General features: G+C 55.3%; 12 protein-coding genes and 4 pseudogenes. 12 read left to right on the top strand and 4 right to left on the bottom strand.

Annotated elements, in window-relative coordinates; translation table 11 throughout:
• Positions 1–91: 91 nt before the first annotated feature.
• Positions 92–486: pseudogene (locus J2J99_RS29485) on the bottom strand (cytochrome P450); the annotation flags it as partial.
• Positions 487–735: 249 nt separating this feature from the next.
• Between J2J99_RS29485 and J2J99_RS29480 the strand changes: the two are divergent.
• The 5 genes and pseudogenes from J2J99_RS29480 to J2J99_RS29460 all read left to right on the top strand — a co-directional run.
• Positions 736–864, top strand: coding sequence for a YHYH domain-containing protein (locus J2J99_RS29480; protein WP_127431506.1), 129 nt, complete (start codon positions 736–738; stop codon positions 862–864).
• A complete protein-coding gene (locus J2J99_RS29475) occupies positions 855–1130 on the top strand; it encodes a DUF5334 family protein (protein WP_244604864.1) in 276 nt (91 codons plus the stop codon). Before J2J99_RS29480 ends, J2J99_RS29475 begins: the two co-directional genes overlap by 10 nt.
• Before the next feature lie 199 nt (positions 1131–1329).
• The gene (locus tag J2J99_RS29470) at positions 1330–1953 is read left to right on the top strand and encodes an ATP-binding protein (RefSeq protein WP_168302289.1); all 624 of its coding nucleotides are present in this window, start codon (positions 1330–1332) and stop codon (positions 1951–1953) included.
• A gap of 178 nt (positions 1954–2131) precedes the next feature.
• A complete protein-coding gene (locus J2J99_RS29465) occupies positions 2132–2956 on the top strand; it encodes a DUF4435 domain-containing protein (protein ID WP_168302288.1) in 825 nt (274 codons plus the stop codon).
• 1047 nt (positions 2957–4003) lie between these two features.
• Positions 4004–4182 (top strand): annotated as a pseudogene (locus J2J99_RS29460) (SOS response-associated peptidase); the annotation flags it as partial.
• Between the two features lie 25 nt (positions 4183–4207).
• Here J2J99_RS29460 and J2J99_RS29455 read toward each other — a convergent pair.
• Together J2J99_RS29455 and J2J99_RS29450 are read right to left on the bottom strand one after the other, a co-directional pair.
• Entirely contained in the window at positions 4208–4636 is a 429-nt protein-coding gene (locus J2J99_RS29455) for a hypothetical protein (RefSeq protein WP_168302287.1), read from the bottom strand.
• Positions 4626–4976, bottom strand: a complete 351-nt coding sequence (locus J2J99_RS29450; protein ID WP_168302286.1) for a hypothetical protein — start codon at positions 4974–4976, stop codon at positions 4626–4628. The genes J2J99_RS29455 and J2J99_RS29450 overlap by 11 nt, the downstream gene beginning before the upstream one ends.
• A 394-nt stretch (positions 4977–5370) precedes the next feature.
• Between J2J99_RS29450 and J2J99_RS29445 the strand changes: the two genes are divergently transcribed.
• The 4 genes from J2J99_RS29445 (at position 5371) to J2J99_RS29430 (ending at position 10214) form a co-directional block, all read left to right on the top strand.
• Positions 5371–7074 (top strand): ABC transporter ATP-binding protein, encoded by a 1704-nt coding sequence (locus tag J2J99_RS29445; protein WP_168302285.1) that lies wholly within the window; start codon positions 5371–5373, stop codon positions 7072–7074.
• A gap of 233 nt (positions 7075–7307) precedes the next feature.
• Positions 7308–8717 carry an asparagine synthase-related protein gene (locus J2J99_RS29440; RefSeq protein ID WP_168302284.1) on the top strand — a complete coding sequence of 470 codons (1410 nt, stop codon included), beginning with the start codon at positions 7308–7310 and terminating at the stop codon, positions 8715–8717.
• Between the two features lie 133 nt (positions 8718–8850).
• On the top strand, positions 8851–9738 hold the full coding sequence (locus J2J99_RS29435; protein ID WP_168302283.1) for a phosphotransferase enzyme family protein: 888 nt from the start codon (positions 8851–8853) through the stop codon (positions 9736–9738).
• 8 nt (positions 9739–9746) lie between these two features.
• Positions 9747–10214, top strand: a complete 468-nt coding sequence (locus tag J2J99_RS29430; protein ID WP_168302282.1) for a GNAT family N-acetyltransferase — start codon at positions 9747–9749, stop codon at positions 10212–10214.
• On the opposite strand, the gene J2J99_RS29425 is transcribed toward J2J99_RS29430, so the two are convergent.
• Positions 10215–10892 carry a GntR family transcriptional regulator gene (locus J2J99_RS29425; RefSeq protein WP_168302281.1) on the bottom strand — a complete coding sequence of 226 codons (678 nt, stop codon included), beginning with the start codon at positions 10890–10892 and terminating at the stop codon, positions 10215–10217. It abuts the gene before it with no gap.
• Positions 10893–11349: 457 nt separating this feature from the next.
• Here J2J99_RS29425 and J2J99_RS29420 point away from each other — a divergent pair, with 457 nt between their 5' ends.
• From J2J99_RS29420 to J2J99_RS29410, 3 genes and pseudogenes are all read left to right on the top strand, one after another.
• A complete protein-coding gene (locus tag J2J99_RS29420) occupies positions 11350–12453 on the top strand; it encodes an efflux RND transporter periplasmic adaptor subunit (protein ID WP_168302280.1) in 1104 nt (367 codons plus the stop codon).
• Between the two features lie 3 nt (positions 12454–12456).
• A pseudogene (locus J2J99_RS29415) lies at positions 12457–15573 on the top strand (efflux RND transporter permease subunit).
• 170 nt (positions 15574–15743) lie between these two features.
• Positions 15744–15901: pseudogene (locus J2J99_RS29410) on the top strand (short-chain dehydrogenase/reductase); the annotation flags it as partial.
• Positions 15902–15915 lie beyond the last annotated feature (14 nt).

The following is a 15915-nucleotide window of genomic DNA, read 5'->3' as shown; positions in this document are numbered from 1 at the left end:
CCGATGACCTCTTAGTTGACTGAATTGTCCAGCGCGCCAGGCGGGCCGGCAAATTGCGGAAAAGATCACGGAACCCGGTGGTGTCCGCGCATCACCAGAGCACCGGGAACTCCTCGAACCCGCCATTGATGATCTCCTTGCGCAACTTGAGTTCTTCCAGCGCCACGACCAGGCGCAGCGTGGGGAACCGCTGAAGATCGTACCGAACACCACCTTGAGTTCCAGGCTGGCGAGCGCCAAGCCGATGCGGTAGTGCGGCCCGTAGGAGAACGCCAGGTGCGGCTTTACGGCGCGTCCGATGTGGAATTTCCGGGTCGTCGAAATGGCTTCGATCGAACAACTTCGCTGGTAGCCGATCAGCACCTTGCTCTCCGCGGGAATATGCACGCCCGCGATGGTCGCGGCCGCCCCTGGGATAGCGCACGATGCCATCCCAGCCCGCGCCCCGGCAAACGCCTTGTCCACCAGGGATGGATCGCCGACCAGGGTTCGGCTTAAGAGAGCGCGCGTATTCGTCCGGTCATCGCAGGCGCTCGGGCTGATTCAGGTTCCGCAACCAGCAATCGGTTAATGATACTAGTGGATATACAACTAAAAGTGCAGAAAAGGTCCGACCCTACTCTCGACTAAGAGACGCATCAGCGGTTAAACATCCATCGGGTGGAAGCAAATTTCGCACGGCAACGCCGCTTTACTTCAGCGGAGTGAACACCTGTTGCCGTCCAGGGGGGTCTTATGAAATTAATCTATTCGCTCTTTCTTGCCTTTACGCTATCAGCAAGTTCGGCTACCGCACACGGCGGCGGAACTGACGGGAACGGGTGCCATACCAATCACAAGACCGGGGGCTACCATTGCCATTGAGAACTCTTGCACTGATTGGAATGTTTTTCGCCTCGAGCAATATTTGCCTTGGCTGGGATGGCGTCGATAACGAAACGGGGGCCTCAGTCGAGATCGGTAAAGGTAATCTTGTTAGATCCGGCCAGACTATTGAGATCTACGACCACGGGTCCGGTGAATACCGCGACGTTGACGTCCAAAGCATTCAACGTTCCGGTGGATCCGTTGAAGTGGAAGTCTACGACAGTGAGAGCGGCGAATATCGCACTCTCGAGATGGATGATTGAAGCCATGAGCAGGCGTCATGGTGGCGCCTGCTTCATATTGTTGCACAGCGTTGAATCAAGTTTTCAAAGGCGCGGTCAGAAATTGACGATCGGCTCCCAACCCCGGTGCAAAAATCGCGGAGATAGTTACGCTACGTAGCTCCTGCACGCTTGCTTGCGGGGTATGGGTTGCTTGTCACACCGAAAACCAGAGCAATCCATGTCTATTGGTATCCTCACGCCGACTGGTGAATGCAGCATCGAGCCTGCTCCTGGAAGGCCTATCATCCTCCTCGGACCTAACGGTACTGGAAAGAGTCGCCTTGGCATCCACATCGATAATCTTGAGGAGACAGGAGCCTCTTATCGTATCGGGGCACAACGCTCACTTGAGCTCCCGGATGAAGTTTTTTCGGAGAGGTACGAACGAGCCGTTGGCTTGCTTCGCCGTGACAGCCGGCGCGTCCAGGCCTCGCCGGGATCAATGGAGCATAATTACGATGAAGTACTTGTCGCCCTCTTTGCCGAACGCCTCCGGGCACTGGAACTTGCGCACGAAAAATCGAAGGGGCGGAAAAATTCCATTCGACCGGTTACCGTGATCGACAGACTTCAAGAGCTTTGGCATGAGTTGATCCCCAGCCAAAGCCTTCTGTTTTCGGAAGCCACCGTCCGGGCGGTCAGGCTCGATGGCGATGGCGAGTCATACGAAGCGTCCGCGATGAGCGATGGAGAGAGGCTTGTTCTCTATATTCTCGGTCAGGTCCTACCGATCGAGACCGATAGCCTTCTGATTGTTGACGAACCCGAACTGCACATGAACCGCTCGCTGCTTATGCGGTAATGGGACCTTGTCGAGCGCGCCCGACCGGACTGCTCTTTTCTCTATGGTGACACATGACATCGATTTCGCGGCGTCCCGTCGCAGCGCTCAACTATATGCCGTTCTAAACTATGTGCCGGCGACCTATAAGGAGGTGCTTGTTCGCACACGAACTCGGCTTGAGGAGGACACGCCGGCAATGTGGACGATCGAGCCCTTGCCCTCGGCGACTGAGCTCCCGCGCGATCTTCTTGTGCGGATGGTCGGAAGCCGCAAACCAATCCTGTTTGTTGAAGGGAAACAAGGCGGCCTGGACGAGACGATCTATAGGGCGATCTATGGCAATTTCACCGTCATCCCGTCCGGATCTTGCGGCCAGGTGATCCAGTTTGTCCGCAGCTTCCGCAAGCAGGAGGAGTTGCATTGGCTGCATTGTGCCGGTTTGGTGGATCGCGACAATCGCGATCCAGCGGCGGACGGTGCTCTTGAGGAGGGGATTTTTACACTTCCCGTTCACGAGGTCGAAAACTTGCTTCTCGCGCCCGAAGTTTTCTTTGCGTTGGCCGAGGAACTCAAGTTCGACAAACGTGAGGCGACGCGCCGCTTTGACACGCTGACGAGTGACGTCTTTGAAGCCGCAGGACGCGACGCGGACCGCGTTAGCCTGAGACACACCAGCAATGTTATCTGGCAATCCGGTAAATCAGTCGGCGCGAAAGCGAAGAACATCAATGAGTTGTCGCGCATTTACGCTGAGCTTACGGCTAAAACCGACCCCTCCTCGATCTATTCTGATTTTCACTCAAAATATCAGGGCGTCTTGGCAGCTCGGGACTTCGAGCAACTTCTCCTTCTATACGACAACAAGAACAAGCTTTTGGACATGCTCGGGAAAGCATTGGACCTGCAAGGCAGAAGCGCGCTCGAAAATCTCGTGTCTCGGCTTCTTGTATCGCCAACCGCGAGCCCACTGACTGGCGCTCTCGTGCAACGACTTCCGGTAATTGATACTGGTACGTACTGACACGCAGGCAACTTCCGTGAACCCCTCGTACGCGGCTCCTGCTTGCTTCAGAAGCTCGGGGGCCATGACATCTCCATGCTACCCTCGACCTCCGATCGATCTTCGCCTCCGCCCATGCTAACGCCGAAACGCGCAAGAGGTGCGGCAGCGTCGCCGATCGGTTGGTTGCAAAAGCCCTATCCGGTTGACGCTTTGATCGATCTGGCCGGGTGGCATCTGACTTCATCGTCGTCATCGGACCACCTCCAAAGGAACGGAAGTTAGCGCGCTCCGATGGGATCCGAACTTTGAAGCCGAAGGGGATTTCGAACGAAGAGTTCGACGCGGACCACGTTCTGATCGCTTCCCTTCCTTGGTGGCTTCCTGTCGGACGATCGGCGTGCGCAACGTTTCTGGGCAGATCTGCAGAAACTTGTCGATCGAGATGAGGACGTGCTTCTGAATGCGCCCGGCACTTATGACGCTGGCCGCGGTGCCGAGTGATCAGGCTGTACAGCCCTTGGTGATGCCGACGTCGGTTGCGGCCTTAACTTTCGGTTGCATTCTGGGGAATGCTCGCTCAACGCTTTGCAAGTAAAAAGTACGCTAAAATGGCTGGAGCGTCTGGGTAGAATTGGTCGTTCGGCAACGATCTGCGGTCGAGCAACCTCGATTTATAGATAGCCGTCAGACGATACGCCTTCAAGAAGTCTTACCTATGTCTTGTCCGGAGGGGGTCATGGCAATTCGGGTTCTGCCTTCACAGATCATCGCGATGCTTGCGCCGCGGCGCCATCGCTTGCGCAACTTCTTGTGGCACGCAGTCCGCGGCGCCTGGAACAATCCACAGCTCACCTGCCCCGCCATGATGGCAACCGGCAGGACGATACGGATCTTCGCGATATGAAGGCGATCATACAAAAGCTCGGCTCCTACCGGGTCATTCGCAATTCCTGCGACCTTCTGCGCGACCCGGATTGATGCCGCAGCGAGTACATCTGCAACCAACACTTTGGGAGGCAAGTCATGGCAAAAGTTACTCGTGGAAGCCGACAATCAACGGGGGTGGCCATGCCGGTCCTGTTGCTGACGAAGGAAGAGACGGACAGTTGGATGCGGGCGCCCTGGGATGAAGCCGGGGAGTTGGCCGGTCCATTACCCAATGATGCGCTGATCATTTCGCCCGCGAGCCGTACGGATCCACGATCGTCTCGAAATCTGGAGAGCCGGCGGAACAGGGCAGCTTACAGTGGTCGAGCGGGTGCCGGCGAATTAGGCAGACGTTGGGTAAGCCTCAGTTGTGTCACCGTCGCAGTTCATCCAAGTCGCGATCGAGTCATGCAGCATCCAAGGTGATGGCGCGCTGAGGGTGACCTCAACGGTGTCGACTGCGGTGAAATGGCACCACTCTTCATCATCTGAAGTCCATTCGCCGAGAATTTCGCCGTCCACGCGCAATATGTCACCGCTAAAATCAGGGTTGTGATAGCCCGTCATAATTATGCCGTTACGAACCATGCCTCCTGTATCGGTCATTTCACAGATGGCTCGAAACTGAGCCCTCACAGCCTCTACACTGGGACCGGAGATGAGGCCGACCTCGAAGATCCTGTATCGCAAGGTTCCGACGTAGTGGTCCATCTCCTCATTGGCGTCGATTTGACCCGACATCTCACCATGTTGTTCGGTCTCAATATGCACGATGCAGAAACCCTCCTGTATATTTCCAAATTGGCGCTGCACTGGGCTCGAGACCGATAACGAATTCGATCACTTTGGCGGAGGACAATTCGCACGGCTTCAGTAGCAACCCAGGCCCAGCCAGTCGATAGAGGCTAAAGCTGACGATATCGCTTCCGCTAAGCTCCTCGCCATACAGCCAGGTCCGTTTGCCATCCCGCGACCGCTTAACGGTCACGCCCCATAACCGCTTACCAAAATATCCGTCGAAACAGCCGTCCGGCAATTTCGCTAGCGCATCTTCGAATGCCGCCTGAAGCGATGGAGGTTTCTCGCCGTCGTCGGTCATGGTTCCAGGCATTCGTCGCAGATGCCACAGCCATCGTCATCCAAGGGCATTTAGTGCGGCCTCCTTCTTCGTCCAATAGTCGAAAAACGCGGCTCAGGCGCATCAGTTGAGAGGCGTTTTTGCCGCTCGGTTCAGTTAAGACGAGGTACCCAATATCGTCAACGTGAATGGCGCGGCGTTGCTGGATATCGACACCGAGGGAGCCGGCTCCCAAGATCCCGATCAATAACGCACGACCCGTTATGGGAGGTCTTTGACAATGCTGATCTGCTGCAGCCGGTCTTTGTCAGATATAGACCTGCAGGATCTGATGCGCTAACGACTCAACTGCCTGATCTACAACCCTACCGGGTCCACCAGACACGGGCGACACCGTGGCGCGCTGTGACGAGCAAGAGAGGTGACAATGGAAATGGCGATTAAGCCCCTCCGACATATTCTTAAAGAATATTTTTCCGGTTCGAAGCTTTCAATCATAATACTGTTAGCGTCAATTTTGACCGGCTCTGCGCTCTCAGTACTCGTCCCCTTTTATTTCTCACGTCAGCTAGACGTGTTGGCCGCCGGCGCCCCAACTGGTCAATGGGTTCAAGCCTTTTGGGTTTACGCAATCCTTTTGGGTATTTCGGTCACCTTTCAGCGAGGAACACAGTATCTTGCTGTCATTCAAGCTGAACGCTTGGGATTTTTGGCTTCCCGAAGTTTTTTTGAGCGGTTGATTGCTAAACGACCTAGCTTCTTCGTCGACCATAATCCTTCAGAAATTCAGTCAGCTCAGTCTCAAGGCACACAGGCGATCACCATGCTTGTTCAGGTCGCGTTCATTGCCTTTCTGCCTGGGGCAGCCTCGTTTGGCTTCACAATCGCTATGCTAGGGGCAGTGATCAACCTGCAGATCGTTCTGGTCGTGCTGACCTACGGTATGATTTTCTTGACTTTGATCGTGATTTCGAACCGCGTTAGCCGGCGACACATGGAAGCAGCCATTGACGCTGATCAGGCGAACGCACGGTATGTGGGGAATGCGATCAGCGTGATCGAACCTCTTCGACAAGCCGGAAGCGCTGTGTGGATGAAGGATCGCTTTACCCACAGCGCAGAGTCGGTGTTTCTTAATTGGCGGGCCTACGCAGTCCGGCGCATCGGTTTTGCCGGCTTGGTCGGCGCTTCCATCACGCTACAATTCGGAATAACCTTTTTTCTGCTGATGCCTCGATACGAGGCAGGCACGCTGTCTATCGGCGATATTGTTCTCTTCAATACTCTCCTCCTGCAGCTGAATGTTCCATTTGAGCTCATCGGACAATCAATTGATGAAACACTCAGAGCGATCGCCAAGATGCGACCACTGGCGCGTATTTGGTCGGCGCCAGAGGAGGAGGACGCGGACGATCGAGAGCCCCTTATGCTAAAGCAGGGGACTGTCGAATTTCGAGAGGTCAGCTACAACTATCCGAACGGACGTGGCGCAGCCAATATATCGTTCAAAGCAGAACGGGGAACCATCACGTTCATAACGGGGGAAACGGGATCGGGGAAATCGACGCTCCTCAAACTCCTCCTCAAAGCGATCGAGCCGGACGCAGGAGCTATCCGCATCGATGGCAAGAACCTCCATGAGATCCCGCGCGCAGCTTGGTTCGCGAAGACAGGAATCGTCCCCCAGGAGGTTCTTCTTCTGAACGACAGCTTGAAGACGAATATCACCATGGGACGACCCCTCGACGAGAAACGCCTGAAGGAAGCCGCCCGAAAAGCGGCCATTCTCTCCCGAATTGAAGAGATGCCTGAAGGTTTTGAAACGACGGTAGGGGAGCGGGGGCTAAAGTTATCGGGCGGAGAACGACAACGGATCGCCATAGCGCGGGCACTTTACGGTTCACCCTCAATATTGCTGCTCGATGAGGCAAGTTCGGCTTTGGACGATACAACGGAAACGGAGATTATGGGCCAATTGAGGCTGGTCGGCAGTGATATGACCATAATAGCGATTACCCATAGACTGAGTAGCATTCAACGGGGCGACCAGGTGGTAGAACTTCGAAGCCCCGCAACAGCGATGCCGAGCCCACACGAGACCAAATTGTTTGTAGAGCGACCAAGTGCCTGAGGAGGTCCGGCGGCAGCTACAGATTATATTTATCTTATAAATCCCTTATAAGTTGCATATACCCGAAAGCGTGCAAACATCTGAATTGCCAATTCCGGCAAAAGAGAAAGGAAACTGCTATGAAAGTTCGCCTTATCAAGCTGAATGCCCCTCGTGCTACCGGTCGTGCAACCAAGTTCCTCGTCCGGGGTGACAGCGCCCGTTACCGGTACTAAAGCTAGGGGAGCTCGTGAATGTTGCGCGGGACACTTTCAGCTCGTACGGTTCGCGAGCTCCCTAACTCGTCTCCACAGGCTGGCCGCATTGAGCCGCTAGAGCACTGCAACGTTGTCTATCGATTGATTCAAGAGCCAGCGGCATGGGCGATAGTCGTAGCAGAGAAAATCTCAGGTCATGCATACTCGCTCACAGGCTTATCCGACGCCTATAAATTCTTCGAGGAGTTCGATGGTGAGGTTCTCCTCCTCGAAGTGCAACACAATGAATACGGATTTAACTTAAGGCTGTTGTCAAATGGTAACGGCGTTGCGCCGGTATATTTCTACCAGACCGGCGATTTCCTCCACTTAGATTGGGATAGCCACCGTCTTGCACAGGCAGTTCCATATAAGCCGCTAGATTTCCAATTCCTTTGCCGATCTATAGTGGATCCGGTTTATACCTATCGGACGCCGTTCTTAAATGTCCAATCCCTCCCTCCTCGAACGGAGTTGTTATGGGATGGTTCACGAGTATCAATTTCGCAACTCCAAGGTGAAGAGCTCGTTGACGAGATCGATCGCGAAGACGCCGCAGAGTTTATCGCCGATCATGTCGCGGCCTTTCTTACCAAAAGAGCCCAGCCCGAAGATAAAGTTGCCGTTGAGCTTAGTGGTGGGATAGATTCATCGTTTGTCGCCTTGGCAGCTTTTCGCGCTTGGCAGGGGAGAGGAATAACCCTGGGCATCGATATCGGCTTCGGCCATGAACGAGCATCTCAAACAAAACGCCGAAACAAAGTGATCAGGGCCTTGGGCTGCCGAGACTTTTTGATAGATGTCCGTAACCATTTGCCGACTTTTGAGTTGTCGGAGCAAGACCTTGAGAGCCGCTATTTGCTGTCGGAAGAATACGAGCGCTCATTCACGCGAATATGGCAGATTGCTCAGGAGCAAGGATGCAACGTCATCACAGGCGGATATGGAGGCGACGAGCTCTTCCCAGCTTTGGAAACGGACGAAGTGCGTCAGGATAAGCTGAGAGGCGTCACCGAAGCCGATCTCTCAAGAATTGAGCTGGTCTATGAGGAGATTTTCACGCCGGAGGCTGTGCAAGCCTTGAACGATGGATTCATTGGCGAGTTGGATGCCGGCTACCTTGGAAAATCTGCGCGACTGGCAGTAATAAAACGAGCACCGCTCTTGCTATCTCGTGGGTTTTGGCCCGTATTTCCGCTTTTTGACGAGAAACTGGCGGCGGCGCTGCTTTCGGCAACGGTGGACGAGCGCCACGAGAAAGCCTCGCTTCAACGGGCCGTCAAGGCACTTTTAGGCGACAATGACATCTTTGGAGAATACGACAAAGAGACCTTGGAAGGAGCTTCGGACTATTCTCTTCGCACTAACATTGATGACGTCATTCATGTCCTGGCCATTCACGTCTAATCGATGTGGGAATTCTCAAACCAGACGCAATCAGCATGGATGGTATCGGAGATATCTCGGACAAAAAAAATCCATACTCGCCCGTCCTGTCAGTTCTTTACGCGGCCGAGAAGTTTATCAGATGGAATCTCGCTTGACAGATTTTCAAACCATTATCGGACGGTGGTTACAGGTGGATCCAACCCAGGTTCAAATGGTCACTGACGGGGTAAACAAAAACCTCCGCGCGATGGTCGACCATCAGGACGTATTTTTCAGGTTTTCACCAGCCTCACTGCACTCGAAGAGCGATCTGGAAGCCGAAGCAGCAGCATTGAAGAAGTTGTACTCTATGGGGGTGCCGTGCTGTGAAATCGTAGAGGTAGATGGTCGGCAGATCTGGGGGCCAGTCAAGGTCAACGAGGTAGAATATAACGCATTGGTAAATCGCGCTATCGTGGGCTCATCATTGGCACCTGTCCCTAGTGACGCTAAGGCTTTCGGCCGCTCCCTCGGCCAGCTACATCAAGTATCCGCGGATCTGCCCATCCCACGAAATGTGTCGACCAGAAAAAAGCGAGTAGATCCAGTACTCCAGACAGTCTTGCACGATCTTACAGAATTGGCGAACACCTTCGAAGTCAATCCGGAGGCAGAGGTGGGTATCTGCCATGGCGATGCGTGGCTCGGTAACGCCATCATGAGAGAGAACACGGCGGTTCTATTTGACTTTGAGTTCATGAAATTTGAAGCCCTGGCTTATGACATCGCGACCTTTATTTGGGCGCTTCGAGCCGATAACAACGAAGAGGAGGACCAGACCTTTAGGAGCTTCGTGAGAGGATATCGCGAGGAGTGCAACAAAGAGTTCAGCGAAGGCGAATTGAAGAATGGTCTCCTGCGGAAGGAGATCAATAATATCGAGTTCCTTTGTGAAAACGTCGCAATGTCCCGAGAAGTTAAAGTCGCTACCGCACGGTTTGCCCGGGACACGATTGACTTCGTTCTGAGCGACGAGTTTTCACGGTTTCGCTGGGTTTAAGCCGAACTATGGATAGCTTGATAATTAGACAACCGCGATCCTCAGATAAGGAGGACATCGTCGCGGTCTATGAGTCCAGGGGCTTTTTTGACTACTCGCCGTCTCGCCCCGATCTAAAAGTCATCGTTGCAACAGTAGACGCCTATTTCACAGAACTAGTTTCCGATCCGGCCTCGATCATTCTCTACGTCGCCGAGCTCGAATATCGGCTTGCCGGATTTGCGATCGCCCGAAAGGGCGCTCGGGCTACTTGGGAAGTCCAGTCGGGCGTGCATTTCGATCATCGAAAGCAAGGCATTGGGCATGTCCTTCTAGCAGCGTTGTTTGAAGAAATGTATAAGCGCGGACCGGCTGCATGCAAGGCAACAGTACATGCCGGAAATGTCGCCTCGATAAAGATGGTATCGCGATTCTTCCGAGAACATGGAGAATTTACCGGCTTGCCGGGCTTCCTGCAATTCACGACATCCTGGTAGTCAGAAGGAAGCGCCAGAAAAAACCATTGGGTGACCCGCCAGGAGGTCACGTTCTTTGACCGCTTGAATAGTATCTGCCATTCTCTGCTTCCGAACTTCAAAAAAAATCTGAAGCCTTTCCGTCAGCGGCACGGGTTGCCGGCTGGAAGCTAGCCACAAGTATGAAAAGGCTGCCTTTCCAATCTCTCCCTCGGGCCCGTGCTTTTCTCCGTCGATCACAAGGTAACGCGCGCATTGTGCGATTGCTGTACGAGTGAATATGGCTGTCGGGTGGGCGAAGTAGGTGTCAATGATATCCGTAATCAACTTTACACTCTCAAACACGCTATTCGCAGGTTCGCGGAGCCTTATACCATCGTCAAGCAGCCGTTTCCGAACAAGGTTCTTTCGGCCGTGGGGAAGCGTAGCAGCACTCGCCAGAAGAAGATTTTGGAGGAACTCAAGGCGTAACGCGATGCTTTCTGCATCAAGTCGTTTGTTGAAGAAGCCCCGTCCCGGATAAAAGTCTATCAGATCTTCTGCCGCCAGCGCGATCAAAGCCTCTCTGATTGGAATTGCGCTGAACCCTAGCTCAGATTCGAGCGCCCTGACCGTGATAGGCGCACCAAACGGAAGTTCTCCGTCGACAATTTTGCGTTTCAACGCCTGGTAGGCAGGTCTGCTGGTCTGGTGGATCAATATCGTCTCCGTCAGTCACTGATCGGAAAGTAGGTCACGTTCGCCAAACTAACTCTCACGGCTCAACTTAAGTATGGTCAACTGAAACGAGTAGGACGAGTTTGATAAAATAATTGTGATCGACCGTCAGCTTGCTCATGTCGACGACGAAAATATCACGTGTTCAATCAGTTATCTGAGATTAGCGACCGATGCTGCCTACCGTGCGGAGCCTCCGACTCGCCTCGTGGTCGTATCGACCGGATCGGGGCTTCGTCTCAAAAATGCCATACGACCGCTCACAGTGTCTTCGGAAACACGTCCGCATGAGAGAGCTGGAGGTCGTACGTGCAAAGATTGAAGATCAAGCAATGTTTTCAGCCGACGCCGGACTATTCGTTCAACAACCCAGTATGGATACAGCTTTAAATTTAGCAGGACCTTACCTTTTCGGGCGCTGAACCGTGGATGAAATGCGATGACGATTATTATTCGGTGGAACCATAAGAGATTTGCGGCGGCTATCGCGATAGCAATATCAAGTCTCGCTCCGGCTGGAACTGCCGTTGGGCAGGACAAACAATCAACTCAAATTGAGCTCGCCCAAGCTGACGTGAGCAAAGCTGTTCGTCAGGACGTCGCGAACGAGGTCCGCATTGCTGGATCTCTAACCCCAATTCGCCGCTCAACGCTTACTTCACGTGTCTCCTCCACGATCATAGAGCTTCCGGTACAGATTGGAAATGTCGTCACGAAAGGCGATCTGCTTGTCCGCTTTGATACGGAAGGACTTGAATCGGCAGTCACCGCCAAAAGGGCTGAAATCGACGCCCTCAACGCCCAGATCGAGCTCGCGGAGGTGGTGCTCGAAAGAAACATCACCCTTGGCGAGCGCGGTGCTGCGTCAGAGGCGACCCGGCTGGAAGCAAGGGCAAATCTTCTCAAGCTTCAAGCCCAGTTGAGGGCCAAACAGGCTGAGGTCGCGGATGCTGAGCGGTCTCTCGCCTATGGAGAGCTGCGAGCCGAGTTCAACGGCATGGTTGCCGCTCGTCCAGTGGAACAAGGACAAACAGTCGCGCTGAACACCGACCTCATGACCATAGTGGATCTCAGCCAGATGGAGGTCGATGCGGGAGTTCCCACAAGCCGCATTCCGCTTGTACGGCTTAAGCAGCCCGTCGACCTGGCCGTTGAAGGCTTTCCGGGACGGACGTTCACAGGCCAGGTCGTCCGTATTTCGCCAACGGCCGTTGCCGGATCTCGGGCGGTGCGTGTCTTTATTGCCATCGATAACGTACAGGGTCTGCTGCGGGGCGGCATGTTCACGACGGGGGTTCTTAAAATCGACGATCAGAAGGATGTCATCGCCCTTCCGACTGCTTCGATCCGGCATGATACGGGAGGCTCGTTCGTCCTCAAGGTGGAAGATGGCGTCTTGCGCAGACAATCCGTGGAGCTCGGTACGAGTTGGACCGACCGTGATCTCGTTGAGGTATCGGGCATCAAGGAAGGCGATGTAGTGGTCACAGCCCCGTTGCGCGATCTTGTTGCGGGCACGCCAGTGGCCGTTGAGGGCAGTTGACCGATGTTCCTCACTCGCATCAGCGTCAAGCATCCCGTCTTCGCCACCATGATGATGGTAACGGTTCTCGTGCTCGGCTTGTTTTCGTACAGCCGTCTCGGCGTGGACTTGTATCCGGAAACCGACCTGCCGATCGTGGTGGTCGCAACCACCTATACCGGTGCATCTCCGGCATCGGTGGAGAGCGAGGTCTCACGACCGATTGAATCGTCGCTGAATACCATTGGTGGGATCGACACGATAACGTCGGAGTCTTACGAAGGGCGCTCCATCGTCGTCGTTCAGTTCGAACTCGACGTGGATGCACAGGTGGCGGCGCAGGAGGTGCGCGACAGGGTTGCACGGCTTGATGCGACCTTCCCTGACGGCGTGGACACCCCCCATGTCACACGCTTCAATCCGGACGACGAACCAATTCTCTCCGTGGCGGCATCCTCGTCCAGCCGAACGTTGTCCGAAATCACGACGCTTGCCAACCGTGTCATCACCAACAGTCTGAACGTCATTTCGGGCGTCGGTCAGATTTCGCTCGTTGGCGGCAGCGAGCGGCAGGTTCTCGTGGTCGTAGATCCTGATCGCCTCGAGGCATATGGTGTAAGCGTCGTCTCCGTGATGGACGCGATCCGCCGCGAAAATCAGGATCGTGCGGCGGGGACGCTCATTTCGGGCATCAATCAGCGGATCGTGACGGTCGAAGGGCGCATAGCGGATTCCTCGAGCTTCAACAGCATCATCGTCAGCCAAAGCGGCGGCTATCCCGTTTACCTTTCAGATGTAGCGACCGTTCTCGATACAGGCGCGGAAGTGACAAGCCGCGCGACCTATCAGGGCGTCACGTCGCTTGGGTTGGACATCGTCAAGGTCCAGGGGGCGAACACGGTCGCGGTGGCGTCTGCGCTTCGCAATGAAATTTCCGCGTTGAATGCAGAACTCGCAAAAGAGAATGTCCAGCTCACCATCACCCGGGACAACTCCCGCCCGATTGCCGCACAGGTTTCCGAGGTACAGCGGACGCTGATCGAAGGTGGCGTCCTAACCGTGCTAATCGTGTTCTTGTTTCTGAACTCGTGGCGATCCACCGTCATCACCGGGCTTACGCTCCCGATTTCCGTCATCGGCACATTCGCCGTCATCCATGCTCTGGGGTTCACCCTGAATACAATGACGCTGATGGCCCTGTCGCTGTCGATCGGTATTCTCATCGACGACGCGATCGTCGTGCGCGAGAACATCACTCGCCATCTCCAGATGGGCAAGGGCCATGTCAGGGCGGCGCTCGACGGCACCAACGAGATCGGCCTCGCCGTATTGGCGACGACGCTATGCATCGTCGCCGTGTTCCTGCCTGTCGCATTCATGGGGGGACTGATCGGCCGCTTCTTCCTGCAGTTCGGCGTGACTGTCGCCGCGGCCGTGATGATTTCTCTTTTCGTGTCCTTCACGCTTGATCCCATGCTTTCGAGTGTCTGGTACGATCCTCAATCCCAAAAAGGTGCCAAGCGAGGACTCCTCGGCCGTTTGGTGGAACGGTTCGACCGACGGTTCGACGGCCTTGCGGACCGATATCGCTCTGTCATTCACTGGACATTCGACCATCGGAAAACAACAATTGCGATGGTCGTCGGCATGTTCGTTGCGAGCCTGCTGCTCGTTCCCCGCATCGGAGCCGAATTCCTGCCGCCGGCCGATCAGGGTGAAGTGAGCATATCGCTCGAAGCCAACGAAGGCGCATCTCTCGATTACATGGCCGCCAAGGTCGGCCAGGTCGAACGAGCGCTGCGGGAATTCCATTATGTCGCTTCGACGTATTCGACTATCAATTCCGGCGGCGCCCGCGGGTTCAACGAGGCCATGGTGGCCGTGCAGCTTGTGCCCAGCATCGATCGGACGCTGACCACGTCGGAAACCATCGAGCCGATCCGCCAACGCCTCTCGCGGATCGCTGGCCTTAAGATCTCTGTCGGTCAGTCGGCGGGAGTGGGAGGATCATCAAAGCCGCTGCAGCTCTCGATCCTGGGGGATGGCGACGAGGAACTGCGACGAATTTCGGATCAGATCACCTCGGCGCTCGCTGCCATCCGGGGCGCAACGGAAATCGAGTCGTCGATCGAAAATGTCCGACCCACCCTCGCCGTCCGAGTGCGTCGCGAAGCGGCAAGCGATCTGGGGGTGTCGATTGCGACGATCGGCGACACGCTTCGGCCGCTCGTCGCCGGCGACGCAATCTCAGTCTGGAACGCGCCCGACGGTGAGTCGTAAGACGTCATGGTGCGCCTGCCGGCGACCGGCCGACGAGATGCGTCGCAACTTCGCAATCTCACAATTTCCACCGGCCGCACGGACGAGGATGGCAAGCCGATAACCGTCCTGCTGGACCAAGTCGCCGATGTCGTCGAGAGCACGGCGCCCAATGCAATCACCCGTAAAGATCTGTCTCGCGAGGTTCGTATATCAAGTAATATCGAAGGCAGAGCGTTAGGTGACGTAACGGCGGACCTGAATGCCGCCATCGCCAAGATGGACATTCCTATCGGCTATCGCATCTCCTTCGGCGGAGATGCCGAGAACCTTGCGGAGAGCACCGGTTATGCGCTTCAGTCCCTGGTGCTGGCGGTCATCTTCATCTACATCATCCTGGCTTCCCAGTTCGGCTCATTCATCCAGCCGATCGCCATCATGATGACATTGCCCCTCTCCTTGATCGGCGTTTTGCTCGGCCTCCTATTCACGGGATCGACGCTCAACATGTTCTCGATGATCGGGTTCATCATGCTGATGGGGCTAGTTACCAAGAATGCGATCCTTCTCGTTGACTATTCCAATCTGGGAGTGCGGGAAGGCACGGATCTGCGCCAGAGTCTCGCCGATGCCGGAGCGGTCAGGTTGAGGCCGATTGTGATGACCACGCTTGCGATGATCTTCGGCATGTTGCCGATGGCATTGGGCCTGGGCGAAGGCGGCGAGCAGCGTGCTCCGATGGCCCATGCGGTGATTGGTGGATTGATATCCTCGACGGTGCTTACGCTGGTGTTTGTGCCGGTTGTCCTGACTTATCTTGACGGCATGGCGACCCGCGTTGGGCGCTGGTTTGTTCATCCGGCGGCAGCGACAAGGCCGTGAAGCTCAGCGACGGCAATCAGCCGCCGCCTCGCCTTCTTCTGCGATCCGTTTGGCAACCTGATCGAACTCGCCGAAGTCCTGCCGTGAACCTTTCCCACCCCGGTGGCCATCCCGACATCGCTGTGGCCAGACGCCCTCCCATATCTCGCCGAACATCAAGGAACATCCTCATGAAAATCTGGTTCATCACCGGCGCCTCCCGCGGCTTTGGCGCCCTCGTCACCACACGCGCTCTTGCTTAAGGCGACGCCGTCGTCGCCACCGCCCGCAATCCAAAGGCGATCACCGAGCGGTTCGGGAACACCCCAACCTGTTTTCGGTCGCCCTCGGCGGTCCATCCTC

Origin of the sequence: Rhizobium binae, from assembly GCF_017357225.1 — a bacterium.
GTDB lineage: Bacteria > Pseudomonadota > Alphaproteobacteria > Rhizobiales > Rhizobiaceae > Rhizobium > Rhizobium binae.
The sequence above is the reverse complement of the archived record's forward strand: the minus strand, read 5'-3'. Positions and strand labels throughout refer to the sequence as shown.